Here is a 14,539-nt window from a genome sequence, read left to right as displayed (position 1 = left end):
GGTAATATAAATCATTAAATAATGTTGTTACAAATTCAATATATATGCTATACAATCACAGCACTATAAAAGCTAATTGCCCATACGGATCAATATGGTGTAGTAATAAGTTTAATCACATTTAAAATGGAATATAATACAAAATATGTAAATTATCACATAAAAGATATAAATCCATATTAACTATTTAACAAAAAACTACGATATTGTATAATATAGTAGTTTTTTATTAATAAAAAAGTATTAGATAGGAGATTGAAGATGAAAAGAAAAAGAAGTACTGTTGTTTTAATATGGATAATAATTGCATTGATAGCCATTACCGTTTTTAAATTTAAAGGTATGAACAATAACAAAGGATTTAAAGTAGTAAAATGGAATAACTTTTATAAAGGTGATAATATAAGATTATACTATGGAAGTACAAATAAACAATTATTAAAACAGTTGAGTGAAAAGTATAATTTAAAAAAAATAACTGAAGGTGGTAAAGATGATTTTCATAAAAGCCTAAAATTATTGGATTGGATAAATAAAAACATGCCTAATAAAGACAACATGAGTCATAATGAAAAGATAGAGTATTCAGAAGAAGAGGCATCTGATATATTGTCAAAAGAAGATAAGAGTTCATATTCAAGTAGAGAAATTTGCACTGTATTTAACGAATTTGCAATTGCATCAGGAATTATGTCAAGAGTAGGTGAATTAAGTTTTGATCCAGACAGTTCTGCAAGAAAGGAAGAAAGTATGATAATCTGTGAAGTCTGGAGTAATGCTTATAATAAATGGATAATGATAGATGTAACTAGAGGAACATATATGGAGTATAATAATATACCTTTAAGCGCAATAGAGGTTATAGAAAGAGGATTGGATAACGTAAAAGTAATAGGTATAAAAGATAGTGAAGAATACGAAGGATACATAGATAAGGTGAAAAAGTATTTTAGTAATTACGTTATAAAAATAGATAATAGTATTTATAGTGTAAAAAATAGCAATTCATATTTATGTTTTATAAAAGATAATAAAGAAAATAAAAATTTTTTAAATGAAAATAGTATAAAAAGACCTATTATATACACTGATAACAAGAACTTATTTAAAATGTCTCCTAAATATGATTTGAATAAGGTTAAGAAAGACGAAATACCAACTCTCATATTTTCAAAAAAGAATACAACGAAGCATGACCCAAACATCAAGATGGAAATTTATGGAGCGACATTTCAAGATAGTACTATGATTAATAAATATTACATAAGTATTAATAATGAACCTTTTAAGCTGCAAAACACATATTTTGAGGTAGGAATAAAAGAAGGTACAACTAGCATCAAATTATCTAAGGATGGAAAGAGCACTATAAGAGAAGTAGTCTTTGAGTTTATAGAGTAGAGTTATACACGTATACATTAGAAATACTGAATTATAATAAATAAATTTAATAATAATAAATAAATTTAATAATAATAAATAAATTTAATAATATGATTTTGCTAGCTAAAGTCTCAATATTAAGGCTAACTTAAAATTAGTGGACAAAGACTTTTTTAAAATAGTATAATTCTAAATGAATCGAAATGTATACTAATAAAAATATGGAAGCGAGTGTGGAAGTTTGTGGAGAATTTAATATTTATATTTAAAGCGATAATCATAGGTATTGTGGAAGGAATTACAGAGTTTTTGCCGGTATCCTCCACAGGACATATGATTATTGTAGGACATCTTATTGGGTTTAAGGAAGGTATACTCCCTAAAGAACTATATACTAAGCAGTACATAGATGCGTTCACTATGATAATTCAATTAGGAGCTATATTAGCTATAGTGGTGCTTTATTGGAATAAAATAAAAAGTACTTTTAAAAACTTTTCTCCTAAAAAACCTAAATCAGGATTTAAATTTTGGTTTAATGTATGTATAGCATGTATACCAGCTGCTTTTTTAGGAGTTGGATTAGGATTAGATGACATTATCGAAGAAAAATTATTTAATCCAGTGACTGTAACAGCAGCCTTATTAGTAGGAGCTATATGGATGTTGTATGCGGAAAAAAAATACAGAGGGAAATTTACTACAAAAAGTATTGATGATGTAAATGTAAAACAAGCATTTATTATAGGAGCTTTTCAATGTTTAGCTATGTGGCCTGGAATGTCAAGATCAGCATCAACTATAATAGGCGCTTGGATAGCTGGCTTATCCACTGTTGCTGCTGCCGAGTTTTCATTCTTTTTAGCACTACCTGTAATGATTGGAGTATCTATAATAAAACTTGTGAAGATCAATATACTGGCTTTGCATTATATGCAGATTGTTGCTCTTGTAGTCGGGTTTGTAGTATCTTTTGTGGTTGCTCTTATTGTTGTTGATAAATTCATTTCTTTTTTACAAAAGAGACCTATGAGGGTATTTGCTATATATAGAATATTTATAGGGATTGTTCTATTAGGATTGATACTTTTAAATGTCCTATAATGCTATAGATACAAAAGCAAGCGGATTCGAAAGGATCCGTTTTTTTTTATAATTATTTTTTTATTATTGGTAACAATAAAGGTATATAACTTTGTTTATTTTTTAAATATAATTTTTAGAAAGGGTGCTAAAAATGGATTGGAATAAGAAAATAGAAGATATTATAAATAATAGGAAATGGATAAAAAATGATACAGGATTATGGAAAATTCAATGCTGTAAGCTTTTTAAGGATAATGGAGAACTTATGTTATTTACAGTAACAGATGAATTAAATGGACCTGCAGTTGCCAGAGTTGAAAAGGTAGTCGTAACAAACAATAGCAGTGAATTAGTTATGTTTTATGATAATGAATATGATACAGTTTTAGAAGAAGATGAGTACGAACATTATTCAGAGTTCTTGACTCGTGAAGAGTGGGAGGTTTTATTCAGCGGAAATGCAGCTAAGAAACTATTTGAAATGGATATGTTATGTGAAGAAGAAGGATTTTATGTAGAACCTCATGAAGGCATAGAAAGATTTATGAATAATTATGATGAAAAAGTTTCAGAAGAAATAGAAGAATATTTTAATCTATAAAAGCCATATATTGTTAAGAGGTAATTTATATGAATTTCTAATACAATTTATAGAAAAATATCTTCAACGCATCCACAAGTGTCAATATAAGAAAAAAAGAGTAATATGAAATATTTTAGTTTTTTATGGCGATAATTTAAATAAATTAGTAGTATCTTAGAAAATAAACAAAGATATTTTGATAATATATATATCGTTGTCGCAAGAGATGACAAGCACAATCACTATTATAGAGGCTAATCACTATATAATAGAAATTGGTAGCTAAAGATTAGAAATTGAAAAACGTTGACAAGTAAATCGGAATATGATATACTAAAAGAGTTGTCAGATAATGATGATAAAGTGAAGAATTTGGTCTTTGAAAATTAAACAGAATTAAGGTAAATAAATGCCAGTCAATAACTTATGAGTAGAGCTAAGGAAACTCACTCAGCAGAGCTGAGGAGTAAAAGCTTACACGAAATCGAAGATTTCTAGTAATCTTTTAAATTGAGAGTTTGATCCTGGCTCAGGACGAACGCTGGCGGCGTGCCTAACACATGCAAGTCGAGCGAGAAGAACTCCTTCGGGAGGGATTCTAGCGGCGGACGGGTGAGTAACACGTGGGCAACCTGCCTTAGTGAGGGGGATAGCCTCCCGAAAGGGAGATTAATACCGCATAACATTATTCTACCGCATGATAGAATAATCAAAGGAGTAATCCGCACTAAGATGGGCCCGCGGCGCATTAGCTAGTTGGTGAGGTAAGGGCTCACCAAGGCGACGATGCGTAGCCGACCTGAGAGGGTGATCGGCCACATTGGAACTGAGACACGGTCCAGACTCCTACGGGAGGCAGCAGTGGGGAATATTGCGCAATGGGGGAAACCCTGACGCAGCAACGCCGCGTGAGCGATGAAGGTCTTCGGATTGTAAAGCTCTGTCTTTAGGGACGATAATGACGGTACCTAAGGAGGAAGCCACGGCTAACTACGTGCCAGCAGCCGCGGTAATACGTAGGTGGCAAGCGTTGTCCGGATTTACTGGGCGTAAAGAGTATGTAGGCGGATATTTAAGTCAGATGTGAAATTCCCGGGCTTAACCTGGGCGCTGCATTTGATACTGGATATCTAGAGTGTGGGAGAGGAAAGTGGAATTCCTAGTGTAGCGGTGAAATGCGTAGAGATTAGGAAGAACACCAGTGGCGAAGGCGGCTTTCTGGACCATAACTGACGCTGAGATACGAAAGCGTGGGGAGCAAACAGGATTAGATACCCTGGTAGTCCACGCCGTAAACGATGAATACTAGGTGTCGGAGGGTACCACCTTCGGTGCCGCAGCAAACGCAATAAGTATTCCGCCTGGGGAGTACGGTCGCAAGATTAAAACTCAAAGGAATTGACGGGGACCCGCACAAGCAGCGGAGCATGTGGTTTAATTCGAAGCAACGCGAAGAACCTTACCTAGACTTGACATCTCCTGAATTACTCGTAACGGAGGAAGCCCTTCGGGGCAGGAAGACAGGTGGTGCATGGTTGTCGTCAGCTCGTGTCGTGAGATGTTGGGTTAAGTCCCGCAACGAGCGCAACCCTTATTGTTAGTTGCTACCATTAAGTTGAGCACTCTAACGAGACTGCCGCGGTTAACGTGGAGGAAGGTGGGGATGACGTCAAATCATCATGCCCCTTATGTCTAGGGCTACACACGTGCTACAATGGCCGGTACAACAAGATGCAATCCCGTGAGGGGGAGCTAAACTCAAAAGCCGGTCCCAGTTCGGATTGTAGGCTGAAACTCGCCTACATGAAGTTGGAGTTGCTAGTAATCGCGAATCAGCATGTCGCGGTGAATACGTTCCCGGGTCTTGTACACACCGCCCGTCACACCATGAGAGCCGGTAACACCCGAAGTCCGTGAGGTAACCTTTATGGAGCCAGCGGCCGAAGGTGGGATTGGTGATTGGGGTGAAGTCGTAACAAGGTAGCCGTAGGAGAACCTGCGGCTGGATCACCTCCTTTCTAGGGAGAAATGAAAGCAAAGCTTTCATAGACTGGATACTTAATTCTGTTTAATTTTGAGAGACCAACTCTCAAAACAAATATGAAATCAATAACGGGCTTTACATAATGGTATTGTCGGTTGTTGATGGAATGTGGGGGTATAGCTCAGCTGGGAGAGCACCTGCCTTGCACGCAGGGGGTCAAGAGTTCGAATCTCTTTATCTCCACCATTAGGGTCTATAGCTCAGCTGGTTAGAGCGCACGCCTGATAAGCGTGAGGTCGATGGTTCGAGTCCATTTAGACCCACCAATTGTTCTTTGAAAATTGCACAGTGTATATGAAGATTAAACCTAGAATACTTCAATGAGAAGTAAAGCTGATTAAACTTAAAGTTTTGCGAAAGCAAAACAACATTAAGTAGCCAAGAATGAAAATATATGAATAACGATCAAGTTAAAAAGGGCGCACGGTGGATGCCCTGGCACTAGGAGCCGATGAAGGACGTGATAAGCTGCGATAAGCTGCGGGTAGATGCAAATAATCTGTGATCCGCAGATTTCCGAATGGGGAAACCCACTTAGCTAACGCTGAGTACTATATGCTGAATACATAGGCATATAGAGGTACACCTGGGGAACTGAAACATCTAAGTACCCAGAGGAAGAGAAAGAAAAATCGATTCCCTAAGTAGCGGCGAGCGAACGGGGAAGAGCCCAAACCAGGAACTTTGTTTCTGGGGTTGAGGATAGATCATAAATCTTCGATTTTCTTAGCCGAATAGAACTGGAAAGTTCAGTCACAGAAGGTAATAACCCTGTAGGCAAAAAGAAAAGAGAAGCAGATCTACTCCAGAGTACCACGAGACACGTGAAACCTTGTGGGAAGCAGGGAGGACCATCTCCCAAGGCTAAATACTACCTAGTGACCGATAGTGAAGCAGTACCGTGAGGGAAAGGTGAAAAGAACCCCGGGAGGGGAGTGAAATAGAACCTGAAACCGTGTGCCTACAATCGGTGGGAGCACTTTTATGTGTGACCGCGTACTTTTTGTAGAACGGGCCAGCGAGTTACGATATGCAGCAAGGTTAAGCACCTCTAGTGCGGAGCCGAAGGGAAACCGAGTCTGAATAGGGCAACTAGTTGCATATCGTAGACCCGAAACCGGGTGACCTATCCATGGCCAGGATGAAGCGAAAGTAAAATTTCGTGGAGGTCCGAACCACGTTGGTGTTGAAAAACCATGGGATGAGCTGTGGATAGCGGAGAAATTCCAATCGAACTCGGAGATAGCTGGTTCTCCTCGAAATAGCTTTAGGGCTAGCGTCGGGTAATTAAGTAGTGGAGGTAGAGCACTGAATGGGCTAGGGGCTGACAACAGTTACTGAACCCTATCAAACTCCGAATGCCATATACTTGTACCCCGGCAGTCAGACTGCGAATGATAAGATCCGTGGTCAAAAGGGAAAGAGCCCAGACCATCAGCTAAGGTCCCAAAGTGTAAGTTAAGTGGTAAAGGATGTGGGATTTCTAAGACAACTAGGATGTTGGCTTAGAAGCAGCCACTCATTTAAAGAGTGCGTAATAGCTCACTAGTCGAGAGATCCTGCGCCGAAGATGTCCGGGGCTAAAACTTACCACCGAAGCTATGGATGTGTCGTAAGACACGTGGTAGAGGAGCTTTCTATACAGGTTGAAGCTGTACCGTAAGGAGCGGTGGACAGTATAGAAGTGAGAATGCTGGCATAAGTAGCGAGAAACAGGTGAGAATCCTGTTGGCCGAATATCTAAGGTTTCCTGGGGAAGGCTCGTCCTCCCAGGGTTAGTCGGGACCTAAGCCGAGGCTGAAAAGCGTAGGTGATGGACAACTGGTTGATATTCCAGTACCACCATAATGCGTTTGACAAATGGGATGACGCAGAAGGATAGGATGTGCGCACTATTGGATGTGCGTCTAAGCACTTAGGATGTTGAGCAGGCAAATCCGCTCAACGCGAAGTCTGAGGTGTTATGGGGAGCCTATTTTGGCGAAGTATCTGATTCCATGCTGCCAAGAAAAGTCTCTATGGAGCAAAGTGGTGCCCGTACCGCAAACCGACACAGGTAGATGAGGAGAGAATCCTAAGGCCGTCGGAAGAATTGCTGCTAAGGAACTCGGCAAATTGACCCCGTAAGTTCGCGAGAAGGGGTGCCTGCGAGAGCAGGCCGCAGTGACAAGGCCCAAGCAACTGTTTATCAAAAACACAGGTCTCTGCTAAAGCGTAAGCTGATGTATAGGGGCTGACGCCTGCCCGGTGCTGGAAGGTTAAGGGGAATAGTTAGCACAAGCGAAGCTATGAACTTAAGCCCCAGTAAACGGCGGCCGTAACTATAACGGTCCTAAGGTAGCGAAATTCCTTGTCGGGTAAGTTCCGACCCGCACGAATGGCGTAATGATTTGGGCACTGTCTCGGCAGCAAATCCGGTGAAATTGTAGTGCAAGTGAAGATGCTTGCTACCCGCGGTTGGACGGAAAGACCCCGTAGAGCTTTACTGTAGCTTAGCATTGAATTTCGGTATTGTCTGTACAGGATAGGTGGGAGACTTAGAAGTAGGGACGTCAGTCTCTATGGAGTCGCCCTTGGGATACCACCCTGACAGTACTGGAATTCTAACTGGAGGCCATGAATCTGGTCACAGGACATTGTTAGGTGGGCAGTTTGACTGGGGCGGTCGCCTCCTAAAAGGTAACGGAGGCGCCCAAAGGTTCCCTCAGCGCGGTCGGAAATCGCGCGTAGAGTGCAAAGGCAGAAGGGAGCCTGACTGCGACACATACAGGTGGAGCAGGGACGAAAGTCGGGCTTAGTGATCCGGTGGTTCTGTATGGAAGGGCCATCGCTCAACGGATAAAAGCTACCTCGGGGATAACAGGCTGATCTCCCCCAAGAGTCCACATCGACGGGGAGGTTTGGCACCTCGATGTCGGCTCGTCGCATCCTGGGGCTGTAGTCGGTCCCAAGGGTTGGGCTGTTCGCCCATTAAAGCGGCACGCGAGCTGGGTTCAGAACGTCGTGAGACAGTTCGGTCCCTATCCGCCGTGGGCGTAGGAAATTTGAGAGGAGCTGTCCTTAGTACGAGAGGACCGGGATGGACTGACCTCTGGTGCACCAGTTGTTCCGCCAGGAGCACAGCTGGGTAGCTATGTCGGGAAGGGATAAACGCTGAAAGCATCTAAGCGTGAAGCCCACCTCAAGATTAGATTTCCCATAGTTTAACTAGTAAGATCCCTGGAAGACTACCAGGTTGATAGGTCAGAGGTGTAAGTGCAGTAATGTACTCAGCTGACTGATACTAATAGATCGAGGACTTGATCAAATAAAGTACACTGTGCAATTTTGAGAGAATAACTCTCAAAGAGAATCGCTAATAGCTATTCACTAATCTCTAAAATGATAGGGATTAGCGAATAGAGACTAGGGATTAAAAGTAAGGCTAAGTTTAAACATAGGTATAAGGAATAATATCTAGATGCCTAATTTATAACTCAGGCCCCAAAAAATCTGGTGGTTATGGCTTGAAGGTAACACCCGTTCCCATACCGAACACGAAGGTTAAGCTTCAAAGCGCCGATGGTACTGCACTGGAGACGGTGTGGAAGAGTAGGTCGCCGCCAGGTAAATGTTCCGCGATAGCTCAACGGTGGAGCACTCGGCTGTTAACCGATAGGTTGAAGGTTCGAATCCTTTTCGCGGAGCCATTTTTTATTTTTTGAAAAATAACGTATTGTAATAAAGCTAATAATATTAATTATTGGCTTTATTTTTTTAGCTCAAGAAAATGAATGTCATGGATTTTTTGACTTATTATGTTAATTTTGTTGAAGTTTTAATAAATTTAATATACTATAAAAAGTAAATACAAATATATTAAACTAAGGAAAGCATAAATTAGGGGGCCTAAATATGGGGTTTATTAGGAGAAAAAAGCTAGAAACTATTGAAGATATGCAAAATGAGGTACAAGCTTCAAAACCATCAAATGTAATAAACAAAGGAAAGTATCAAAGTATTATGGCAAACAAGATAGCAAGAGAGGCTGAAGAAGCTATAGATGTTACGGCTCATTTGCTAGAAAATGTAAAAAATATTAATATTGAGATTGAAAAACATAATGAATATTTAGAGAAAACTGTACAAGTAGCCACTGATATAGGAGTTTTTTCAGAAGAAGTCAATTCAGGGGTAGATGAAACCATACTTGTTATAGAAGATACCTTAAAAAAGGCAGTAGTAAGTCAAGAATCGGTGCAACAAATGATAAATAGCATTGATGATGTTCAAAGCACTGTTGAAAGCATGGAAGATGTAATTAAGGCTTTATCAGATAGAGCAAAGGAAATAAAAGGCATTGTAGATACTATAAAAGGTATAGCAAAGACAACTCATTTGTTATCATTAAATGCCAACATTGAGGCAGCTCGTGCAGGCGAGGCTGGAAGAGGATTTTCAATAGTAGCAGGAGAAGTTAAGAAGTTAGCTGAAAATAGTTCATCTTCAGCAGGAGAAATCGACAATATTATAAATGAAATAACAGCTGTTATTCAGAATACTCTTGAAGTTATAGTTAAAGGTGTAGAAAAAGTAGGAGCAAGCAATAAGGTAGCTAAAGAAGCAGAAGCATCTATTGATAATATGATGAAGTCTGTAGAAAAAACAAAAGAAATTTCGAATGAAATAAATAATTTTGTTAAAGAACAAAGTGAAAAAAACCAATATATGATTTCAGTAATAGATGAAATGGTGCAGGCTTCAGAAAAAGTAGAGGCTTTTAACGAAAATATATCAGTAAATGCTGATAGGCAGAAGGCTTCGCTTATAAGTCTAAAAGATACTATAGTAAACTTAAATCAGTTGGCTTGTATAGATAAAACTTTAAAAGAAATGGCTAAAAGCAAGTTTACAATGAGTTCCCCTTTCTCTAATGTCCTAGACCCTGCTAATGCTACAGATATAAGTACATCCAACATAGTCTTTCCAATAAACTTAGGATTAGTACAATTCGGAACAGGGACTGAGGTTATAAGCGGAATAGCTAAAAACTGGCATTTGGAAAGTGATAACTTAACATGGAATTTTAATATTAGAAAAGGCATGAAGTTTCATAACGGGAGAAATATTATTGCAGAAGATATTAAATTTTCTTTTGAAAGGCTGTTAAGTAGGGAATTAGACTCTCCTAATAGATGGTTCTTGGAAATGATTCAAGGAGCAGATGAATTCTATGAAGGAAATGCTAGAGGGGTATCGGGAATCCGCGTAATAAATGATTATAATCTTAAAATAATCTTAAAGTATCCATATAGCTCTTTTATAAACAACTTGGCACATTGTTCTTGTTCTATACTACCTAAGGAATGTATACATAGTGTTAATGAAAGTCCTGTAGGAGCAGGCCCATATAAGTTTGTTAGTAAGGATGATAAAAAAATTATATTTGAGAAAATGGAAGGTTATCCTTTAGGGGAAGCTTTAATAGATACTATAGAAATATTTATTGATATGGAAGATGACACTGAAAAGTTTATAAATGGTGAGTTAGATTATATTGCAGTAAATGGCTCAAATATAGATAAAATAAAGGATATGGGATATGATATACATAAAACAGAATGTATAGGAATGAGATTTATATCTTTTAATTTTAGAAGTAGAAATGATATTATTTCAAATAGATATTGTAGACAAGCACTAAATTTATGTGTTGATAAAGAAAGAATTATAAAGGAGGCTTTTGGAGGGCTTGAAACAGAAGCTAAAGGGGCTATACCTTCAAGTTTACTAGAAAACCGCAGAGATTCAGATTGTAAAAGGAACATATCAAAGGCAAAAGAGATCATGTATAAAAGTGGAGTGAAGGGCAGCAGTTTAACCATGAATATTATAAAAAAATCACCATTCCAAGGCAAGATTGCACAAATAGTTAAGGAAAACTTTAAGGAAATAGGAGTGAATTTAAATATTGTAGAAATAGAAAGTAAGAGTTACTATGAAGAGGCTAATCTTAAGGAATGTGATTTATTTATATACGGATGGCTTGGAGATTCAGGTACTGCAGATAATTTTATTGAACCTCTAATTGATATCAATAATGCTTCTAATAGAGGGAAGTATAATAAATCTTCGTTAATGAAATATTTGAATGAGTGTAAGAAGACAAAGAACCCATACAAATATAGGGATCTTATAAACAATCTAGAAAAAGAAATAATTGATGATTCTCCTTGGATTTTGATATCAAATATATGTGTTTCTTATGCCTTTCAAAAGAATGTAAAAGGCTTAAAGGTTCATGCTTTAAATCAAATAAAGCTTTGGGATATATGGAAAGAGTAGCAGAAAAATTTCTGCTACTTTTTTAAAATTCTATCTTATGATTATTTTATCTAGGTGAAGAGTTTTAAACTTAAGAGGATATAGAAACTAAATCTTAAGCTAAGAGCTCTTTTTATTTGATCTAATAAGTAAGATAATCCCTACTAATATAAAAATTATACTTATTACTTGTGCCATTCTTAAAGGGCCAAGCATTAAACTATCTGTTCTTAATCCTTCTATAAAGAACCTTCCTAAAGAATACAAAATAATATATAGATAGAAGATAGAGCCTTTATTTAAATGTTTTCTACTTAAAATCATAAGTATTATAAATACAATTACATTCCATATGGATTCATATAAAAAAGTAGGATGATAGTAAGCGCCTTCAATAAACATTCCCTTTTGTATAAAGTTAGGAAAATATGATATAAACTCCTGAGATACTACTCCACCGTGAGCTTCTTGATTGAAAAAGTTTCCCCAGCGGCCGATAGCTTGAGCTATTATAAAAGATGGAGCGATTGTATCTAGTAAGCTTAAAAAATCTACTTTTTTTATCCTAGACATTATATAGCCACTTATAATAGCACCTAGAATGCCTCCATGAATTGCTAGGCCTCCCCCACGAATATTTAATATTTCAGAAGGGTTTGCACTATAATAAGGCCATTCAAACATTACATAATATAATCTTGCACATAATATAGATACTGGCAGTGCAACTATAAATATATCAGTTACCTTATCAAAATCCACATCATGAATTTTACTTTGTTTTGAGCCAATAAAATAGGCTACCATAATACCTATGCTTATTAAAATTCCATACCAACGAATTGGAAGACCAAATAGTGTAAATGCTACTGGATCCATTAATATCACTTCCTTTTTACAATTTTATTTCCATCGCTTTCTAAGATCACTGTTTTATGTACGTCGGTCCTAAATGTAATTATACCTTTTTCTTTTAATTTAAGCAAAGTTTCTTTATGAGGATGGCCATAGTCATTTCCTTTTCCGCAGCTGATAATAGCTACTTTAGGATTAACTTCATCCAAATATTTTTGAGAAGTAGAAGATTTGCTGCCATGATGACCTATCTTTATGACGTCAGCATTAATATTATAGCCTTTATTTAATATTTCTTCCTCTCTTAAGACTTCTGCATCTCCTGAAAATAGAAAGCTAGTATTTCCATAAACAATTTTTATGATAAGTGAGTAGTTGTTTAAGTTATCGTAATTAAGATTAGTAGGTATTATATAGCAGTATAGATCTTTGTTTAGGTAAAGTTTAGTTTCTGATGTAATAGAAGATATTTTTAATTGCTTTTGATTTAAGGTTGAAACCATATCTTTAAATGCATCTGTATTACTTATAACCTTTGGAGCGTAGAATTTGCCTACATTAAAGTTCTTGATTATGGAGCTCATGCTGCCTATATGATCATCGTGAGGATGAGTGGCAACGACGTAATCCAGTTTCTTTATTTTTTGCCTTTTTAAATAGGATAAAGCTTTTTTATTTTCAGGACCAGAATCAATTAAAAGATTTTTATCATTGAATTGAATTAAAATTGCATCACCTTGGTCCACATCTATGAAATGAACTAAAAGTTTATCCTTTGATGGAAATACCAAAGAAGTTTTTATTGAAGAATTATATATGGTATATGCAAAAAATATTGATATTAGGAATAAAGGAATTAGTATAAATTTTAAAAACTTTATATTGATTTTCATATATTTACCTCAGGTATTAATAAAAGTTGAATTATATATTGATAAAAAATAACATGTATACTATATAATGATGCCAACTTTATAGAAAAATAAACCTATGTAAGTGGAAGAATAAACTATTTATTGAATTGATGCCTCTATAAAGCTATAATAGAAGAAGCTTAAACAGTTGAAGAAAGGAAGGAATAATATGAGATCAATAGGTATATATACATATATTGTATTCAATTTAATACGTACATTGAGCTTAGATCGCAAGTACCACAATTTAAAGAAGCAAGGGAAAGAAGAAGAAGCAGAAAAGTTCTTACATGAGACTGTATTTTATTGGGCAAAACAAGTATTAAAAAAGGCAGGAGTAAAAGTAGAGGCAAAGGGACTAGAGAATGTGCCAAAGGAAGCCTGCTGTTTTGTGTCAAATCATCAAGGCAATTTTGATATATTAGCAATATTAGCTTCTATTGATAAGCCTATGGGATTCATTGCGAAGAAGGAAATGGAGAAAACACCTATGATTTCGAGGTGGATGAGAAATATTAGATGTGTATTTATAGATAGAGACAATGTTAGGGAGTCTTTAAAGGCTATAAATCAAGGTGCAGAAAACTTAAAAAATGGATACTCTATGGTTATTTTTCCTGAAGGGACAAGAAGCAAAGGACACAACATAGGAGAGTTTAAAAAGGGAAGCTTAAAAATGGCTACTAAGGCCAAAGCACCTATAGTACCAATTACCATAGATGGAAGCTATAAAATATTTGAAGAGCACAATGGATGGCTTAGAAAAGGAGAAATTAAAGTAACAGTTGGAAAGCCTATATACTTAGATAAACTTACCTCAGAAGAACAAAAGGACTTGGCGGAAAGAGTTAAGAGGGAAATAGTTAAGAACCTTTAAATGCAGTGGAGGAGCTTTAAGAGCAGTTTAGAAGTGGAAAAAGTTTAGAGAGTTAAAGAAACGGAAAATGGAAAACGGAAAGTAGAAAGGTAAGTTAGGAAAACAAGTTAAAAGGTTAGAAGTTAGGGAGTTAGATTAAAGTTTAAAGTGGAAAAAGAATTTAGGAAGTTAAGAATGCCGAGTTAAGCGAAGCTTAATTCGGCATTCTTTATTGTAAAGTCATAAGTGCAGGCTTATGCTAAGGGTTAATCTTTTGTATGGTAAGGAACTAATAGGATACACTTATATATACTGGTTAACAAGGTATATATTACTCCTTGAGAAAGCCTATGAACTTTTTATATACTTTTAATAAATAGTTCATATTTTAAACTAAGGAGGAAACCAATGAGTAACTACAAAAGACTAATATCACAGATTTTACTAAGCTGTTTTATTTTTAGTGTAATTCCAACACAAGTATTAGCAGAAACACTAAACAATGGAGCTTATGT

7 protein-coding genes, 3 tRNA genes and 3 rRNA genes are annotated in these 14,539 nt (G+C 36.5%); 11 read left to right on the top strand and 2 right to left on the bottom strand.

All coding sequences use genetic code 11. The annotated features are described in order from the left end of the window. Window positions 1-261: 261 nt before the first annotated feature. From ACFWTK_RS08075 to ACFWTK_RS08030, 10 genes are all read left to right on the top strand, one after another. On the top strand, window positions 262-1,401 hold the full coding sequence (locus ACFWTK_RS08075) for a transglutaminase domain-containing protein (protein WP_415875508.1): 1,140 nt from the start codon (window positions 262-264) through the stop codon (window positions 1,399-1,401). 225 nt (window positions 1,402-1,626) lie between these two features. Continuing rightward, entirely contained in the window at window positions 1,627-2,487 is an 861-nt protein-coding gene (locus tag ACFWTK_RS08070; RefSeq protein ID WP_415875507.1) for an undecaprenyl-diphosphate phosphatase, read from the top strand. A 133-nt stretch (window positions 2,488-2,620) separates the two neighbouring features. Beyond that, a complete protein-coding gene (locus ACFWTK_RS08065) occupies window positions 2,621-3,070 on the top strand; it encodes a hypothetical protein (protein ID WP_415875506.1) in 450 nt (149 codons plus the stop codon). Between the two features lie 488 nt (window positions 3,071-3,558). Next, window positions 3,559-5,070 (top strand): 16S ribosomal RNA (locus tag ACFWTK_RS08060). A 136-nt stretch (window positions 5,071-5,206) separates the two neighbouring features. Beyond that, window positions 5,207-5,282: transfer RNA gene (locus ACFWTK_RS08055), tRNA-Ala, on the top strand. 3 nt (window positions 5,283-5,285) lie between these two features. Then, window positions 5,286-5,362 (top strand) — tRNA-Ile (locus ACFWTK_RS08050). Between the two features lie 137 nt (window positions 5,363-5,499). Next, window positions 5,500-8,403 (top strand): 23S ribosomal RNA (locus ACFWTK_RS08045). Window positions 8,404-8,587: 184 nt separating this feature from the next. After that, window positions 8,588-8,704: ribosomal RNA gene (gene rrf / locus ACFWTK_RS08040) — 5S ribosomal RNA — on the top strand. Together the 16S, 23S and 5S rRNA genes with 3 tRNA genes alongside form the textbook arrangement of a ribosomal RNA operon. A 6-nt stretch (window positions 8,705-8,710) precedes the next feature. Further along, window positions 8,711-8,785, top strand: a tRNA-Asn gene (locus ACFWTK_RS08035). Window positions 8,786-8,990: 205 nt separating this feature from the next. Beyond that, window positions 8,991-11,420 carry an ABC transporter substrate-binding protein gene (locus ACFWTK_RS08030; RefSeq protein WP_415875505.1) on the top strand — a complete coding sequence of 810 codons (2,430 nt, stop codon included), beginning with the start codon at window positions 8,991-8,993 and terminating at the stop codon, window positions 11,418-11,420. Between the two features lie 99 nt (window positions 11,421-11,519). On the opposite strand, the gene lgt is transcribed toward ACFWTK_RS08030, so the two are convergent. Next, complete coding sequence (lgt, locus tag ACFWTK_RS08025) at window positions 11,520-12,278, bottom strand: prolipoprotein diacylglyceryl transferase (protein WP_415875504.1); 759 nt, start codon at window positions 12,276-12,278, stop codon at window positions 11,520-11,522. A 5-nt stretch (window positions 12,279-12,283) separates the two neighbouring features. Beyond that, a complete protein-coding gene (locus ACFWTK_RS08020; protein WP_415875503.1) occupies window positions 12,284-13,147 on the bottom strand; it encodes a ComEC/Rec2 family competence protein in 864 nt (287 codons plus the stop codon). Between the two features lie 190 nt (window positions 13,148-13,337). On the opposite strand from ACFWTK_RS08020, the gene ACFWTK_RS08015 reads away from it, so the two are divergent. Then, complete coding sequence (locus tag ACFWTK_RS08015; RefSeq protein WP_415875502.1) at window positions 13,338-14,045, top strand: lysophospholipid acyltransferase family protein; 708 nt, start codon at window positions 13,338-13,340, stop codon at window positions 14,043-14,045. Window positions 14,046-14,539 lie beyond the last annotated feature (494 nt).

The sequence above is a fragment of the Clostridium sp. genome (assembly GCF_047777555.1).
GTDB lineage: Bacteria > Bacillota > Clostridia > Clostridiales > Clostridiaceae > Clostridium_H.
Note: the sequence above shows the minus strand (reverse complement) of the source record. Positions and strands in the feature narration are given on the sequence as shown.